This window comes from Pseudomonas sp. LBUM1653 (assembly GCF_059716115.1).
In genome coordinates, this window is the sequence record NZ_CP166803.1 from 219,750 (window position 1) to 236,058 (window position 16,309).

Annotated in this window: 15 protein-coding genes and 1 pseudogene; 2 read left to right on the top strand and 14 right to left on the bottom strand. The window is 59.5% G+C overall.

Annotated features, from left to right (window positions below; all coding sequences use genetic code 11):
• Nucleotides 1-60: 60 nt before the first annotated feature.
• The 13 genes and pseudogenes from ACA054_RS01025 to ACA054_RS01085 form a co-directional block, all read right to left on the bottom strand.
• The gene (locus ACA054_RS01025) at nt 61-690 is read right to left on the bottom strand and encodes a class I SAM-dependent methyltransferase (RefSeq protein ID WP_497687813.1); all 630 of its coding nucleotides are present in this window, start codon (nt 688-690) and stop codon (nt 61-63) included.
• Between the two features lie 49 nt (nt 691-739).
• Nucleotides 740-883 (bottom strand): annotated as a pseudogene (locus ACA054_RS01030) (DUF6124 family protein); the annotation flags it as partial.
• 208 nt (nt 884-1,091) lie between these two features.
• Nucleotides 1,092-1,736, bottom strand: a complete 645-nt coding sequence (locus ACA054_RS01035) for a methionine ABC transporter permease (protein WP_497687814.1) — start codon at nt 1,734-1,736, stop codon at nt 1,092-1,094.
• A complete protein-coding gene (locus ACA054_RS01040; protein ID WP_497687815.1) occupies nt 1,726-2,847 on the bottom strand; it encodes a methionine ABC transporter ATP-binding protein in 1,122 nt (373 codons plus the stop codon). The genes ACA054_RS01035 and ACA054_RS01040 overlap by 11 nt, the downstream gene beginning before the upstream one ends.
• A 2-nt stretch (nt 2,848-2,849) precedes the next feature.
• Nucleotides 2,850-3,659, bottom strand: a complete 810-nt coding sequence (locus tag ACA054_RS01045; protein WP_497687816.1) for a MetQ/NlpA family ABC transporter substrate-binding protein — start codon at nt 3,657-3,659, stop codon at nt 2,850-2,852.
• Between the two features lie 129 nt (nt 3,660-3,788).
• Nucleotides 3,789-5,147, bottom strand: a complete 1,359-nt coding sequence (locus ACA054_RS01050; protein WP_497687817.1) for an LLM class flavin-dependent oxidoreductase — start codon at nt 5,145-5,147, stop codon at nt 3,789-3,791.
• Nucleotides 5,147-6,340: an SfnB family sulfur acquisition oxidoreductase gene (locus ACA054_RS01055; protein ID WP_497687818.1), complete on the bottom strand. Its 1,194-nt coding sequence runs from the start codon at nt 6,338-6,340 to the stop codon at nt 5,147-5,149. The genes ACA054_RS01050 and ACA054_RS01055 overlap by 1 nt, the downstream gene beginning before the upstream one ends.
• Nucleotides 6,341-6,363: 23 nt before the next feature.
• Nucleotides 6,364-7,605 carry an SfnB family sulfur acquisition oxidoreductase gene (locus ACA054_RS01060; RefSeq protein ID WP_497687819.1) on the bottom strand — a complete coding sequence of 414 codons (1,242 nt, stop codon included), beginning with the start codon at nt 7,603-7,605 and terminating at the stop codon, nt 6,364-6,366.
• A 225-nt stretch (nt 7,606-7,830) separates the two neighbouring features.
• Complete coding sequence (locus ACA054_RS01065) at nt 7,831-8,595, bottom strand: hypothetical protein (RefSeq protein WP_497687820.1); 765 nt, start codon at nt 8,593-8,595, stop codon at nt 7,831-7,833.
• Nucleotides 8,596-9,059: 464 nt separating this feature from the next.
• Nucleotides 9,060-9,815, bottom strand: coding sequence for an L-cystine ABC transporter ATP-binding protein TcyN (gene tcyN / locus ACA054_RS01070; protein ID WP_497687821.1), 756 nt, complete (start codon nt 9,813-9,815; stop codon nt 9,060-9,062).
• Between the two features lie 4 nt (nt 9,816-9,819).
• A complete protein-coding gene (gene tcyL, locus ACA054_RS01075; protein WP_497687822.1) occupies nt 9,820-10,485 on the bottom strand; it encodes a cystine ABC transporter permease in 666 nt (221 codons plus the stop codon).
• A complete protein-coding gene (gene tcyJ, locus ACA054_RS01080) occupies nt 10,485-11,285 on the bottom strand; it encodes a cystine ABC transporter substrate-binding protein (RefSeq protein WP_274075078.1) in 801 nt (266 codons plus the stop codon). Before tcyJ ends, tcyL begins: the two co-directional genes overlap by 1 nt.
• Nucleotides 11,286-11,565: 280 nt before the next feature.
• Nucleotides 11,566-12,558 (bottom strand): D-cysteine desulfhydrase, encoded by a 993-nt coding sequence (locus ACA054_RS01085; protein ID WP_497687823.1) that lies wholly within the window; start codon nt 12,556-12,558, stop codon nt 11,566-11,568.
• Between the two features lie 190 nt (nt 12,559-12,748).
• On the opposite strand from ACA054_RS01085, the gene epsC reads away from it, so the two are divergent.
• Together epsC and betT are read left to right on the top strand one after the other, a co-directional pair.
• Nucleotides 12,749-13,675 carry a serine O-acetyltransferase EpsC gene (gene epsC, locus ACA054_RS01090; RefSeq protein ID WP_497687824.1) on the top strand — a complete coding sequence of 309 codons (927 nt, stop codon included), beginning with the start codon at nt 12,749-12,751 and terminating at the stop codon, nt 13,673-13,675.
• 401 nt (nt 13,676-14,076) lie between these two features.
• Nucleotides 14,077-16,032 carry a choline transporter BetT gene (gene betT, locus ACA054_RS01095; RefSeq protein WP_497690223.1) on the top strand — a complete coding sequence of 652 codons (1,956 nt, stop codon included), beginning with the start codon at nt 14,077-14,079 and terminating at the stop codon, nt 16,030-16,032.
• An 8-nt stretch (nt 16,033-16,040) separates the two neighbouring features.
• On the opposite strand, the gene ACA054_RS01100 is transcribed toward betT, so the two are convergent.
• A complete protein-coding gene (locus tag ACA054_RS01100) occupies nt 16,041-16,301 on the bottom strand; it encodes a hypothetical protein (protein ID WP_497687825.1) in 261 nt (86 codons plus the stop codon).
• Nucleotides 16,302-16,309 lie beyond the last annotated feature (8 nt).

Here is a 16,309-nt window from a genome sequence, read left to right on the forward strand (position 1 = left end):
CCACAGGTGGAATGCGATCAACTGTGGGAGCGAGCTTGCTCGCGATGGCGTCCGCACTGGCTACGCAGGCTTACGCCAGACACTCGCCAACCAAGGCTGCTGCTCCTGCGGCAGCCCCGCCGGCCGGTAGTAATGCTCCAGCTCCACAAACCCCGCCTCGGTCAGCAACTGCTGCCACGCCTGAAGATCGTGATACGCCCCATATCGCGGCCCGTTCCAGCCTTCCTGGTTCTCGCCACGGGGATTGGAACTGAACAACACACCACCCGGCTTCAACGCCGCACGCAGCTCCTTCAACACCCGCGGTAACTCCTGACGCGGGATGTGAAACAGCACCGCATTGGCAAAAATCCCGTCAAAGCGCTCGTCCGGCAAATTCAGTTTCAGAAAATCCTGCTGCCAGACCTCGCAACCACTGTCCTGACGGGCCATCTGCGCGAACTTCTCCGAGCCATCGAGACCGACCGGTGTGTGGCCCATGTGCGTAAAGGTCTGCAGGTCACGACCGGGACCACAGCCAAAATCGAGAATGTCGAACGGTGGCTCGCCTTGAATGTGGCGCAATAGGGCGTCGATGTTCTGGCTGACATCGTGATCGCGGGTGCCTTCACGGAAACCTTCGGCCACCGAGTTGTAATGGCCCAGGGTGGTGGCGGTGATCTGATCGAGGTCGTCGGGGGTCTGTTTCATGGTCGGCTGCGCAGGCAATTGGGATCTGCCGAATATACGCCATCAGATCCGACTTGCCCGCGAAGGCGATGTCAATGACTCGCAAATGCCAGACCGAGAACACCATTGCACGGTCGGCGCCCTTGAGATGGTCGCCACATTGATACACCGTGACCGAGGCACAGCTCAGCAGATCGGCGACGTAGAGTTCTGTGAGAAAAACTCCCCAAAAGCAACGGAGATTACCTGTGGAGAAGACGCTCCTGTGGCGAGGGGATTTATCCCCGTTGGGCCGCGCAGCGACCCCCAAAACATTCAATGAGGTGTGTCAGGTAAATCGGGTCTGCAGGCTCTGCGACTGCTGCGCAGCCGAACGGGGATAAATCCCCTCGCCACAAAAAGCATCGCAACGTCTACTGTGCTCAGCGTTTGTTGAGGCCACGAGCCAACCGATCCCCACCTAGCTGAATCACCGCCACCAATGCCACCAACAACACAATCACCGTCAGCATGATCTGGCTATCGAACCGCTGATAACCATACCGATACGCAATGTCCCCCAGCCCACCGGCACCAATCGCCCCGGCCATGGCCGATGAGTTGATCATCGTTACCAATGTGATCGTGAATCCCCCGACAATCCCCGGCAACGCCTCAGGCAACAACACATGCCAGACAATGTGCCCACGTCGGCAGCCCATGGCCTGCGCCGCTTCGATCAAGCCGTGATCGACCTCGCGCAAGCTGACTTCAGCAATGCGCGCAAAGAACGGCGTGGCAGCGATGGTCAACGGCACCACGGCCGCCCACACGCCGTACGTGGTACCGACGATCAACCGGGTAAACGGAATCAACGCCACCATCAGAATCAAGAACGGAATCGAGCGGAACAGGTTCACGAAGGCACCCAGCGCACGGTTCAGCGCTGGCGCTTCGTAGATGCCGCCCTTGGAGCTGGTGACCAGGATCACCGCCAGCGGAATCCCCGCCAGCAGTGCGATCAACGACGACACACCGACCATCAGAAACGTGTCGATGCTGCCCTGCAGCAAGCGATCAAACCACATAACCCAACACCTCTACCTGTTGCGCCCAGTGGCCAGCGCGTTGACGCAGTTCTTCGGCACCGAGGGTCGATCCGGTCACCGCCAGCAGCAGCTGCCCGAGTGCATGGCCTTGAATCCGTTCAACGCCCCCTTGCAGCAATCGCACGTGACCACCGAGGGCACCGAACAGTGCGGCAAGGTCTGGTTCGGCGTGGGCCGTTCCAGTGAACTGCAGGCGCAGTACCACTGCGTCTTCCGCGGACTGCAGTTGTTGATGCAAGCGGCTTTGCAGTTCTGGCGGCAGGGCGTGTTGCAGTGGCGCGAGCAAGGTCTTGCTGACCTCATGCTGCGGGTTGCCGAAGACTTCCCAGACGGGCCCCTGTTCAACGATCCGTCCATGTTCAAGGACCACGACGCGATCACAGATCTCGCGGATCACCGCCATTTCATGGGTGATCAAAATGATCGTCAGGCCCAGGCGCTGATTGATCTCGCGCAGCAGGCCGAGGATCGATTGCGTGGTCTCCGGATCCAGTGCCGAAGTGGCTTCGTCGCACAGCAAAATCGCCGGGTCGTGAACCAGCGCCCGAGCGATGCCCACGCGCTGTTTCTGCCCGCCGGACAGTTGCGCCGGGTAAGCCTTGTGTTTGGCTTGCAGACCCACCAGTTCCAGCAGTTCACGAACCTTCTGCTCGCGCTTTTCCTTGGGTACACCGGCGACTTTCAGCGGCAACTCGACGTTCTGCCAAACCGTCTTGGCGGACATCAGATTGAAGTGCTGAAAGATCATGCCGATGCGCCGGCGCAGCGCCACCAAACGGTCTTCATCGAACTCGCCGATGTCCACTTGATCGATCAACACTCGACCCGACGTCGGTTGTTCGAGGCGGTTGATGGTGCGGATCAGCGACGACTTGCCGGCGCCGCTGCGGCCGATGATGCCGAACACTTCACCGCGCTGGATCGCCAGGTCGATGCCTTGCAGCGCCGCCACCGGACCTTGCTTGCCGTCGTAGGTTTTGCCCAGGCCGATGAAGCGCACGTGAGCACGGTTCAGGTCCGGGTGCAGTTCGGTCTGTTGGGCTTTCTGAGGCTCTGGAATATCCAGTTGCCGTTGGATCGCAGCCGTCATGCTCAGCTCTCCCAACCGGCTTGGTAGAGCTTGCCGTGGGCTTTATCCAGGGCTGTGCGAACGGCCGGCGAGTGCTGGTAGATGTCGACGAACTTGATCAGGCGCGGGTCGGTTTTGCTTTTCGGCTGGATCACGAACTGGATCACGTATTCCTTGTGGTCGAGGCCGTCGAACAGCAGGGCAGAACCGGCGTCGAAGGTTTTCGCCAGGCGGATATAGGCCGGGTAGCCCTGGACGAGATCGGCGTCGTCATAGGCCCGTACCAGTTGCACGGCTTCGACCTGGAGGATTTTGATTTTCTTCGGGTTGGCGATGATGTCTTCTTCGGTGGCCTTGTAGCCGACACCCGGTTTAAGCGTGATCAACCCGGCCTTGGCCAACAGCTGCAAGCCACGACCGCTGTTGATCGGGTCGTTGGCGATGGCCACGCTGGCGCCTTGCGGCAGCTCGTCGAAGCTTTTGTATTTCTTCGAGTAGAGACCGACGTTGTTGATGATCCCCGGTGCGAATGGCACCAGGTCAAACCCGGAGGCGTTCTTGGCGTTTTCCAGGAACGGGATGTGCTGGAAGTAGTTCACATCGATGTCGCCGGCGGCGAGGCTGACGTTGGGCGCGATCCAGTCGGTGAACTCCACCAATTCAACTTTCAGGCCTTGTTTGCCGGCCTCTTCTACCGCCGCTTCCAGAGGAATGGCGAAGGCGGCGGTGGTGCCGATTTTCAATGGCGCGTCGGCGGCGAAAACCGCAGAGGTGAACAGGCCTAGGGCCAGGGCCAGTGCTTTGACTGGGTTAGAGAAGTGGATCTTGGTCATGATAGTTTTCCAGTCAGTGCATTGAATGTGTGGTGGTTGGGCGGGCCTCATCGCGAGCAAGCTCGCTCCCACATTGGATCTGCGGTGTTCACACGACCCCTGTGGGAGCGAGCTTGCTCGCGATGCTTTTTAGCGGCGAAACGCCGATCCCGTATGTTGCTCAGGCAAATGCGCCTCGCCGTGAAACAGCTTTTCGCGCAAAGAGCCGTTGTCGTAAGCCGTCTTGTACGACCCACGCTGCTGCAGCTCCGGGATCACCAGCTCAATGAAATCCACATAGCTTTCCGGCGTGACGATCCGCGTCAGGTTGAAGCCGTCCAGGCCGGTTTCGGCGATCCATGATTCCAGCTCGTCGGCCACTTGCTCAGGCGAGCCGACCACGGTGATGTAGCGGCCACCGAGGGCGTGTTGCTCGAGCAATTTGCGTCGGGTCCAGTCGTTGTTCTGCAGGTTTTTGGTGGCCGACTGAATGGCGTTGCTCTTGACGTACTGGATCGGTTCGTCGATGGCGTACTCGGAAAAGTCGATGCCGGTGGAGGCCGAAAAATGCGCCACGCCGGCCTCGGCGCTGGCGTAGCTCAGGTATTCGGCGTGCTTAGCCCAGGCCAGCTCTTCGGTGGCGCCGACAATCACGTTCAGACCCATGAACACCTTGATGTCCTCAGGATTACGCCCGGCCTCGACGGCGCTGGCGCGGACCTTGTCCACCTGAACCTTGGTCGACGGCTTGTTCTGACCGCTGATGAACACGCACTCGGCATGTCGCCCGGCGAACAGCAAACCGCGATCTGAACTGCCAGCCTGGAACAGCACCGGTGTGCGCTGCGGTGACGGTTCGCACAGGTGGTAACCCTCGACCTGATAGAACTCGCCTTTGTGCTCGACCTTGTGCACTTTTTCAGGTGCAGCGTAGATCCGTTGCTGCGGATCGTTGAGTACCGCGCCGTTTTCCCAGCTGCCTTCCCAGAGTTTGTAGAGCACTTCCAGGTATTCATCGGCCTGGTCGTAGCGGCGGTCATGCTCGACTTGTTCGCGCAGGCCCATGGCCTTGGCGGCGCTGTCGAGGTAACCGGTGACGATATTCCAGCCCACCCGACCGCGGCTCAAATGATCCAGCGTCGACATGCGCCGGGCGAACAGGTACGGCGGCTCGTAGGTGAGGTTGGCGGTGAGGCCGAAGCCAAGGTTTTTTGTCACCGCAGCCATCGCCGAAACCAGCAGCAACGGGTCGTTGACCGGCAGCTGGATCGACTCTTTGAGCGGCACGTCCACCGAGTTCTGGTAGACGTCGTAGACGCCGACGATGTCGGCGATGAACAAACCGTCGAACAGCCCGCGCTCGAGCAACTGCGCCAGTTCGGTCCAGTATTCGATCGTCTTGTACTGGGTCGAAGTATCCCGTGGATGCGTCCACAAGCCGTGGTTGATGTGCCCGATGCAGTTCATGTTGAACGCGTTGAGCAAGATCTTCTTTTTCGCGTCGGCCATCAGATGGTCCCCCGCAGCGGCGGGTTTTCATCGTTGAGGTAGTAGTTGCCGACCGCGTGATACTTCCAGCGCACCGGGTCGTGCAGGGTATGCACCCGGGCGTTGCGCCAATGGCGATCCAGACCGTGCTCGATGAGGGTTGCCTGGCTGCCGGCCAGTTCGAACAACGTAGTGCCGGCGGCGAGGGAGATTTCGGTGCTGATGGCGCGGGCCTCGGCGACGGCGATTGACGCGGCGGCGACGCTCTCGGCGTTGGTGTCGGCCTGGGCCTTGTCGAGGAATTCACCGGCGCGTTCGAGCAAGGCTTCGGTAGCGTGCAGACGAATGCTCAAGTGGCCGAAACTCTTGATGGTCAGTGGGTCGTCGGTGGCTTTTTCATGGGTGGCATCGATCCAGGGCCGGGTTTTGGTGCGCACGAAATGCAGCGCATCTTCATACGCTGCGCGGGCGATGCCGGTGTCGATGGCGGCATGGAGAATCTGCGCCAGCGGGCCGACCGGTGTCGGGCGCTCGAAAGCGCTTTGAAACGGGATCACGTCTTCGGCGGCAACGTAGACATCTTCGAACACCACCGAACCGCTGCCGGTGGTGCGCTGGCCGAAGCCGCTCCAGTCGTCGATTACGGTCAGGCCTTTGCTGTCGCGCGGGACGAATGCCAGTTGCTGCACACCGTTTTCATCGATCACCGAAGTTGGAATGCGCTGGGCGTAGATCGCGCCGGTGGCGTAGAATTTGCGGCCGTTGATGCGATAGCCATTCCCGTCGCGTGTCAGGCTGGTGACGCGGTCGTGGGCAGTTTTAGTCCCTAGTTCGGCGAGTGCATTGCCGAAGCGCTGGCCAGCCAATACTTCGGCGTACAGGCGCTTTTTCTGCTCTTCGCTACCGTTCACACGCAGCACTTCCAGCGCGTAAAAATGGTTCTGCGGGATTTGCCCGAGGGAGCCATCCGCCTGGGCGATCAGGGCGATGACCTTGGCCAGGGTGACGTTGGAAACGCCCGCGCCGCCGTATTCCTTCGGCACGCTGATGCCCCACAGACCCGAGCGGGAAAACACTTCCAGTTCCGGGTGTGGTAAACGGCGTTCACGGTCGCGCAGGGCGCTATCGCGTTTGAAATCTTCGGCCAGGTCGCTGGCGACGATCAGAGCTTGCTCATCGCTGGTGATGACCGCGACGTGTTGAGAAATGGTCATGTGTTTCTCCAGATGTCTGGTCGTTAAATCCAGGAGTGGCGAGCGGGCAATGTGCCGTTCAGGTAATAGGCGCCAACCGCGTGATACTTCCAGCGCACCGGGTCGTGCAGGGTGTGCACCCGGGCGTTGCGCCAGTGGCGGTCGAGGTTGAATTCGGCAAGGGTGGCGCGACTGCCGGCCAGCTCGAACAGCTTTTCGCTGGCCAGCAACGAGATCTCGGTGGTCAACACTTTGGCTTCGGCGACGGCAATCGAAGCGCGGGCGGCGGACTCGGCAGTGAGCGGCGCGGCACTCACCTGGTCGAGCACCTGCCCGGCCTTGCGCAGCAGTGCTTCGGCGGCGTGCAATTCGATTTTCAGCTTGCCGATATCGGCAATGACGTACAGGTCATCGCTGGCCCGTTCAACGTTGGCGTCGACCCATGGCCGAGCGCGGGTTTTCACGAACTCGATGGCGTCATCAAGGGCGCCCCTGGCGATGCCGGCATCGATGGCGGCCTGGATCAGTTGCGAAACCGCGCCCTGGGTATTGGGCGTTTCGTTGATCTTCCAGTTATCCACCACCAGCTCGGCGTCGACCCGCACGTTGTTGAGCAAAATGGTGCCGCTGGCGGTGGTGCGCTGGCCGAAACCGGACCAGTCATCGACGATGCGCAGCCCCGGCGTACCGCGACGAACGAAGGCCAGCACTTGCTTGCCGTCGTCATTGAGCGCCTTGACCGCGACCCAGTGCGCGAACAGCGCGCCGGTGGAATAAAACTTCTGCCCATTGAGGACAAAGCCATCGCCATCGGCGGTGATGCGCGCCTTGAGTTCAAGGGTGTTTTTAGCCCCACGTTCCGGCCCGGCATTACCGATTCGCCAACCTTCGAGGACGCTTTTGAACAGCTGTTTTTTCTGCACCTCGGTGGCGCTGCCGAGCACCAGGTTCAGGATGCCGAACTGGTTCTGTGGAATCTGCCCCAGGGCCGGGTCCGCCGCGGAAATGATCGCGAAAACCTCGGCCAGGGTGACGAATGAAACCTGTGGGCCACCGTACTCACGGGGAATGGCAATGCTGCCCAGACCGCTTCGGGTGAATTGTTCGATTTCCGACCACGGCAGTTTGCGTTGCTGGTCGCGCCTGGCTGCTTGCAGACGAGCGACTTGCGCCAGCTCAAAGGCGGCCTTGATGGCTTGAGCGTCATTGCGCAGCACTTGCGCGGGCAACAACAATGGGGCGATGTCCAGGTCACTCTGGACGATTGCATCAGCCAGACTGGACATCAGTGCCACTCCTTGGCTACACGCAATGCCCTGGCGATCTGCACTGGGGTGATTGTGTTCCGGACCATACCTACCTCACATCTCATGGAAACGCCGCGGGGTGCGGCGAACGAAAACAAGAATGTCCGGTGGTCCGGTTTATATACCATAAACGTGTATAAATTATTTTTGAACTAACTTTTAGGAATATGCATAGAAGGTCAATAAGATGGTCGAAGCACGACCTCATCGTCGACGAGGTTCTGCGGCCATGAGAGGCATTTTTTTCAGAACTTTGAGGTAAGGATTGGCGCAGCCGATTTTCAGATTGCGTGTTGGTGCCCAGCGCGAGTTATTGCCTACGCGATCGAGGATGCAGTAAGTCACCTCCAGTCGCAGGTCTTCGCCGGCTTCAAGAATGATCGCCGGTGGCACCCAGACCTGAACCGGCTGGCCCACATCACTTTCCTTGAGCGGGGGCAAATCCATGCGAGCATCGCCCCAGCGCAGGGTGATTTCGTCATCGGCGGCCATGTTCAGGTACGGCTCGATGGTCACCGGCACGCCGCGCTTGATCTGGTTGGGGTTCACCCCCTGGCGGAGAATCGTTCCGGGAATGTTTACCGGGGCCAGGCTCTGGTTCTCGTCGCCACTGCGTGCAGACACCTGGCCACCGGGACACTCGAGTTTGGACTGCACGCGCCGGGCGGGCGATACGATCGGTGCTTGTCCTATTTGCATGACTCGATAGTGAACGCGAGAAAAGCCACTGGCGATAAAGCTCTCGGGTACCCGTAGCTGAACGGGTTGGCCGATCTCATTGGCCATCAGGACTCTGGAGGCGACGTAGCAGTTGTCCCAGAACAGTTCGATCAGGTCGCCTTCATCCATCGCGGGGTAGGGCGGCACCTCGATCAGCAAGTGTGTTGCCGAGGCGAGGTTGATTCCGGCCTTGTGCGATTGCACCAGAGTCGGGGCGGCAAGTCCGGTTTTATTTGAGGTGCTTGTCATGGAAGTCTCCTTGATGTTTTGCAATGAAGTCCGTTTCGGAAATGAAACGCGAGCTCGAACAGCAAAACCGTCCATTATTTGATTTGAAATAATGATTGAGCGTGATCAGTGCTGTTGGCAGGAGACAGATAAGAGTGCGCTGGAGTAAGTGTCAATAGAGTGGATTAGTTAAACAGAACATTGGATGCTATTCAGAAAACTCCTACGCACTGCAGTTAATAAGCCGTCCTGATGCGTCGAATTTACCTGCTCAGAGTGCCGTTTTTTGAGGGGGTGGCGTAATTTGCCGGCACTTGGTCCGGTCGATTGTTCACTCGGCAAATCTGTTGCGCAATACATATATGTATCGAGCACACTGACAAAGTGTGCTTGTCGTGCACATGCATTTAATTATGTAAGAGTAAGATTTTGTACGCGGAGGTGTAACTTCCATCCGTGGAAGTTGACCGGTGTTGCGAGGGTTTTTAGTTGTGTGCGTTGTTCAGGAACTTGCTGAGAAACTGTTTCGTGCGTTCTTCCTTGGGGTTGGCAAACAACGCCTTGGATTCGCCTTGTTCGACGATCACACCCTTGTCGAAAAACACCACACGATTGGCCACATCGCGAGCGAAGCCCATTTCGTGGGTGACGATGACCATGGTGCGATTCTCTTCGGCCAGGCTGCGAATCGTCGACAGCACTTCGCCCACCAGCTCGGGGTCGAGCGCGGAGGTCGGTTCATCGAACAGGATCACTTCCGGCTCCATCGCCAGCGCGCGGGCAATCGCCACACGCTGTTGCTGACCACCGGAAAGGCGGCGCGGGTAAGCGTCCTCCTTGCCTGCCAGGCCGACCCTGGCCAACAGCTTTTTACCCAGGGCTACGGCCTCGGCGTGCGCGATCTTCTTGACGATGATCGGGCCTTCGATAACGTTTTCCAGGGCGGTGCGGTGGGGAAACAGGTTGAAGTTCTGGAACACGAAGCCCACGTGCTGGCGCAAACGTCGCACCAGGCTTTGCTGCTGGTTCAACGGGCGGCTGGTATCGATCTCGATGTCGCCGACCTTAATCCGGCCGCTGGTGGGTTCTTCGAGGAAGTTCAGGCAGCGCAGGAAGGTGGTCTTGCCCGAGCCGCTTGGCCCGATGATCGCCACCACCTCACCTTCCTTCACTTGCAGATCGATGCCGTTGAGCACGACTTGACCCTTGAACTGCTTTGTCAGTTTTTCCACGACAATCATGGGGTCAGGACTCCTGGTCGTGCCGATTGACCCGTGCTTCCAGCTGGTTCTGCAGGTGCGACAGCACCGTGGCCAGGACCCAGTAGATCAGCGCGGCGGCAAGGTACATGGTGAATACTTCGAAGGTTCGGGCGGTGATCAGCTGCGCCTGACGGAACAGCTCCGGCACCTGAATCGTGGCCGCCAGCGCGGTGTCCTTGACCAGCGAAATGAAGCTGTTGCCCAGCGGCGGCAATGCGGTACGCATCGCTTGCGGCAGGATGGCCCGGCGTAAGGTTTGCGCACGGGTCATACCGATACTGGCAGCGGCTTCCCACTGGCCGCGCTCGATGGAGCTGATCGCGGAACGCAGGATTTCGCAGGCGTAGGCAGCCATATTCAGCGAGAAGCCGATCAGGGCCGCCGGCAGTGGATCCAGTTCCATGCCCAATTGCGGCAAGCCGTAATAGATCACGAACAGTTGCACCAGCAACGGCGTGCCGCGAAAGAACGACACGTAGATGCGGGCGATCCAGCTCACCAGCTTGAAGCGCGACAGGCGCATCAACGCCAGGCCGAAACCCATTAGCAGGCCGAAGAACATCCCGCCCAGGCTCAAGACGACCGTGTAGTACGCCCCCTTGAGCAGGAAGGGCAGGGAGTCCAGTGCGAGTTGAAAAGCTTCTTCCATTATTGGGTGACGTCAGCGCTGAAGTATTTTTCCGAAAGCTTTTTCAGCGTACCGTCGGCGCGCAGCTTGTCGATGGCCTTGTTCACGGCCGCCAGCAGTTCAGGCTCGCCTTTGCGCAGGGCAATACCGGCTTCCTGACGGGAGAACGCTTCTCCGGCTGCGGTGGTGTCCTTGGCTTTCTTGGCGTATTCCAGCGCGGCCAGACGGTCGATCAGGATGGCGTCGATACGGCCGACACGCAGGTCCTGGAACTTGGTCGGATCATCTTCGTAAGTGCGCACGTCAGCGGTCGGGACATTGGCTTTGACCCACTGCTCGTAGTTGGTGCCCAGGCCCACGCCGACTTTCTTGCCACCCAGGTCGGCAGCGGACTTGATGTTCAGCTCGGCGGCTTTCTTGGTCAGTACCAGCGCCTGAATCCCGGACACGGTGTAGGGCTCGGAGAAGTCGTACTTCTTCTTGCGCTCTTCGGAGATGGTCACCTGGTTGATCACGGCGTCCAGACGCTTGGATTCCAGCGCCGCGAGGATGCCGTCCCATTTGGTCGGTTGCAGTTTGACCTTCACACCCAGCTCTTTGGCCAGTGCTTCGGAGAATTCGACTTCGAAGCCGGTCAGCTTGCCGTCGGCGTCGACGAAACTGAACGGTGGGTAGGTGCCTTCCAGGCCGACGTTGATCACGCCTTTGTCCTTGATTTGTTGCAGTTGCTCACCGGCCACTGTCTGGCCGATCAGGCCGGCACTGAGTGCCAGGCCCAGCGAACCCACCAGCAGATTTCGACGTAGTGCGGAAAAATTCATGACAAGCCCCTGTGTTTTCTTATGGAAGACGCTTAAGGAAAGTTGGCAAATTCGGGATTTGGACGACTGCGATATCCTGCCTTAAAGCAGCTCACGCGTCTCGTTACAAATTCGCCTGGGGCATGACTATATGATGGCGCTTTTAGATTAGAAAATAATAAATTCTATTTTTATTATTTCTTTAGAGAATATGCATTGCCTGAGCCTGCGGCAGTTCCTACATGGATTGGTGTACCCCTGTAGGAGCTGCCGCAGGCTGCGATCTTTTGATCTTTGGCTCTTACAAAAAGCTTGTATAGGCGAACAACGCCGGCGCCCCACCGGTGTGCAGGAAGATGATCGGACCCTCATCGAAACGCTGACGTCCAATCCCGTCCAACAACCCCGCCATGGCCTTGCCAGTGTAGACAGGGTCCAGTAACAGGCCTTCCTGACCGGCCACCAGCTTCACCGCTGCCAGTGTCCCGGCGTTGGGCTCGCCATAGCGCGGCGAGAAATACTCGTCCCACAACTCGACCTTCAAGCTCGCCGGCAACGTCACCCCCAGCAACTCGGCGGTACGCTCGGCCAGGCCCTGTACTTTTGGTCGCTGATCTTCATCGCTGCGCGAAACCGTGACGCCGATTACTGGCAAATCCGGCAATGCTTCGCTCAAGGCCAACGCCAGGCCGCTGTGAGTCCCGGCGCTGCCCGAGGCCAGGACGACGGCGGCGAAATTCAGCCCGGTGTCCTTGATCTGCTCGGCCAGTTCCAGCCCGGCTCGCACATAACCCAGGGCGCCCAGCGCATTCGAGCCGCCGATCGGCACCAGATACGGCTTCTTGCCGTTGCTGCGTAGACGGGCAGCCAGGGATCGCAATTGCTCGTCGGCGTTATCCAGGTTTTCTACCAGCTCGACCTTGGCATCGAACAGGTCCAGCAACAGCCGATTGCCGTTGCCGACATAGTTGGCGTCGTCGGTGCCCAGCGGGTTTTCCAGCAGCGCGACGCAGCCAAGACCCAACTTGGCTGCGATGGCCGCGGTCTGGCGCACATGGTTGGACTGCAGCGCCCCTGCCGTGATCAATGTATCGGCGCCCTGGGCCAGGGCATCGGCTGCCAGGTATTCAAGTTTGCGCAGCTTGTTGCCGCCCATCGCCAGCGGGGTCAGGTCATCGCGTTTGACGTAGACGTCGCGCCCCAGCCAGGCCGACAGGCGTTCGAGTTTTTCCAGGGCGGTGGGCTGACCGAGCAGGTCGAGACGATTAAAGCGGGCAAGCTGTTGTTTGATCATGGGTCCGTACTGGCGGTGGAATATCTCTGGACTATAGGCACGCCACTTTGTCGGGGCAACCGACAATCGCTTATAGCCAATTGTGCTTAGCACAGCACAATTGGTTCTTAATTTGGCTTGCGGGCCTTGCCGTAAAGTAATCGCCGACAGTGCGGCCCGACAGTCCGGCCGCCCGTGAGGAGTTTTTACCGTGAGTGAGCGTTCCAGCCATTGGCAATTGCAAACCATCGTCAGCCAACTGCGCACGGCACGTGAGCAGTGGCGTGCACAAAACGGCCGCGCCAGCGGTGAGCAGGGTGGTCGCGAGTTGCCGTCGCGGGCGGCCATGGCGGACATTCTCGAAGCGCTCTGCGGTGCGCTGTTCCCGATGCGCCTGGGACCGGTGGACTTGCGCGAAGAGAGTGAGGATTTCTATGTCGGCCACACCCTCGATGTGGCGTTGAATGCGTTGCTGGCTCAGGCGCGACTGGAGTTGCGCTACGCCGCTCGCCACAGTACCCAGGCAGACATTGAAGTCGAGGCTAAAACCATCCAGATCATTCAGGACTTCGCCCTCGCGTTGCCAGGGCTGCGCAGCCTGTTGGACACCGACGTTCTGGCGGCGTATCACGGTGACCCGGCGGCGCGTAGCGTCGATGAAGTGCTGCTGTGCTATCCCGGCATTTTGGCGGTGATTCACCATCGCCTCGCCCACCATCTATATCGCGCCGGCTTGCCTTTGCTGGCACGGATCAGCGCAGAAATCGCACATTCGGCCACGGGCATCGACATTCACCCAGGCGCGCAGATCGGCCGCAGTTTCTTCATCGACCACGGGACCGGTGTGGTGATCGGCGAGACCGCGATCATCGGCGAGCGGGTGCGGATTTATCAGGCGGTGACCTTGGGTGCCAAGCGCTTTCCAGCGGACGAAGACGGCCAGTTGCAGAAGGGCCAGGCGCGGCATCCGATCGTCGAGGATGACGTGGTGATTTACGCCGGGGCGACGATTTTGGGCCGGATCACCATCGGCAAGGGCTCGACCGTTGGCGGTAATGTCTGGCTGACCCGCAGCGTACCGGCGGGCAGCAACCTGACCCAGGCGAATCTGCAGCTGGATGATGGGGCGCAGAAGTAGGGTCTCAAATCTTCGCTGACTGAGCTGGCCTCTTCGCGAGCAGGCTCGCTCCCACAGGGAAATGCATTCCAATTGTGGGAGCGAGCCTGCTCGCGAATGTTTTCAAGCCGTATCGAGATATTGGCTTTCACCCCATTCTCCACTGAATGAATCCCCCCAAGCCCCGCGTCATATCGCTCCTTGAGCTACTGTTCGAGCACGACCGCCGAGCCCTGCGATTAGTCCTTAGCACCCTATTCATGTTTAACTTGAACGTTCATTCAAGTTAAACCGGTGGTTCGCTGCCCGCTCACAACAGGAGGCTTGCCTTTGCTGAGTCCGATTTCTACAGCCACGTTTTACCCCCTCGAGGTGCACCGTCAATGAGTGCATCGTCCATTCCCCCAAGCGGCCTGGTCCGCATGAATCCGCCGGTATTTTACTTCGCGGCGACTTTCATTCTGTTGTTCGGTGTCGTGGTCATGGCCATGCCCGAACAGGCCGGTGCCTGGTTGCTGGCGGCGCAAAACTGGGCGGCCAACACGGTTGGCTGGTACTACATGCTGGCGATGACCTTGTATCTGGTCTTCGTGGTGGTCACCGCGTTATCGGGCTACGGCAAGATCAAACTCGGTGCCGACCACGACGAGCCCGAATTCAGTTATCTGTCCTGGGCCGGCATGCTGTTCGCCGCCGGGATCAGCATTACGCTGTTTTTCTTCTGCGTGTCCGAGCCCCTGACCCATATGCTGCAACCGCCTCAGGGCGAGGCGGGCACGGCGGATGCGGCGCGGCAGGCAATGCAGATTCTGTTTCTGCACTGGGGCCTGCATGGCTGGGGCGTGTTCGCCTTTGTCGGCATGGCGCTGGCCTACTTCGCCTACCGGCATAACCTGCCGCTGGCCCTGCGCTCGGCGCTGTACCCGCTGATCGGCAAACGTATCAACGGCCCCATAGGTTACGCGGTGGACGGCTTCGGCATCATCGCCACGGTCTTCGGCCTCGGCGCCGACATGGGCTTTGGCGTGTTGCACCTCAACTCGGGTCTGGACTACCTGTTCGGCATTGCTCACACCCAATGGATTCAGGTCGGGCTGATCACGCTGATGATGGGCGCGGCGATCATCGTGGCGGTGTCCGGCGTCGACAAGGGCGTGCGGGTGATGTCCGACATCAACATGCTGCTGGCCTGTGCGCTGCTGCTGTTCGTGTTGTTCGCCGGGCCCACCCAACACTTGCTCAATACCCTGATCCAGAACGTTGGCGACTACCTTGGCGCCTTGCCGATGAAGAGTTTTGACCTCTACGCCTACGACAAACCCAGCGACTGGCTGGGTGGCTGGACGGTGTTCTACTGGGCCTGGTGGATCGCCTGGTCGCCGTTCGTTGGCCTGTTCATTGCGCGGATTTCCCGTGGCCGCACCATCCGCGAGTTTGTCTTCGGCGTGCTGCTGATTCCGCTGGGTTTCACCCTGGCGTGGATGTCGATCTTCGGCAACAGCGCCATCGACCAAGTGCTCAACCACGGAATGTCGGCGCTGGGCATGTCGGCCATCGACAACCCGTCGATGACCCTCTACCTGCTGCTGGAAACCTACCCATGGAGCAAGACCGTGATCGCGGTCACGGTGTTTATCAGCTTCGTGTTCTTCGTCACCTCCGCCGATTCCGGCACCGTGGTGTTGTCGACGCTGTCCGCCAAGGGTGGCAACCCCGATGAAGACGGGCCGAAATGGTTGCGGGTGTTCTGGGGCGCGATGACCGCGCTGGTGACCAGCGCACTGCTGTTTTCCGGCAGCATCGATGCGTTGAAGTCCGCCGTGGTCCTGACTTCGCTGCCGTTCTCGATGATTTTGCTGTTGATGATGTGGGGGCTGCACAAAGCGTTTTATCTGGAATCGCAGAAGCAGATTGCGCAGATGCATTCCCTGGCGCCGGTGTCCGGCTCGCGGCGCGGTGGCTGGCGTCAGCGCTTGAGCCAGGCGGTGCATTTCCCGTCGCGGGACGAGGTCTATCGCTTCCTGGATTCAACGGTGCGCCCCGCCATCGAAGAGGTGTCGGCGGTGTTTATCGAAAAGGGCCTGAGCGTCGTGACTCACCCGGAGCCGGTCAATGACAGCGTCAGCCTCGAAATCGGTCACGGCGACGAACACCCGTTCATCTATCAGGTACAAATGCGCGGCTACTTTACGCCGTCATTTGCCCGGGGTGGCATGGGCTCCAAGGAGCTCAATAATCGTCGCTATTACCGAGCCGAAGTACATTTGAGCGAGGGCAGTCAGAACTACGATCTGGTGGGATACACCAAGGAACAGATCATCAATGACATCCTTGATCAGTACGAGCGGCACATGCAGTTCCTGCACCTGGTGCGTTGAGCGGGTCTTCAGGTCTCGGTGGTCAACACCATGAATAACACCAGCGCCGCCACCGGGATACCGAACACGGCGCTGCCAACCACAAGCTCCGTGCCCAGTGGCTGGCCTGCATGCACCATGCCCACCGCGCCATTGATCAGCGTCAGCGCCAGCCACAGCACGATAAAGCTGTAGGCAAGAACCTGGCGGGGGAAGCCGATTTTTTCGCCGATGTACAGCATCAAAGCGAGCAGGATCAGGCCGAAAGTGATGATGATGGTGGTGTGCATGGTGGGTG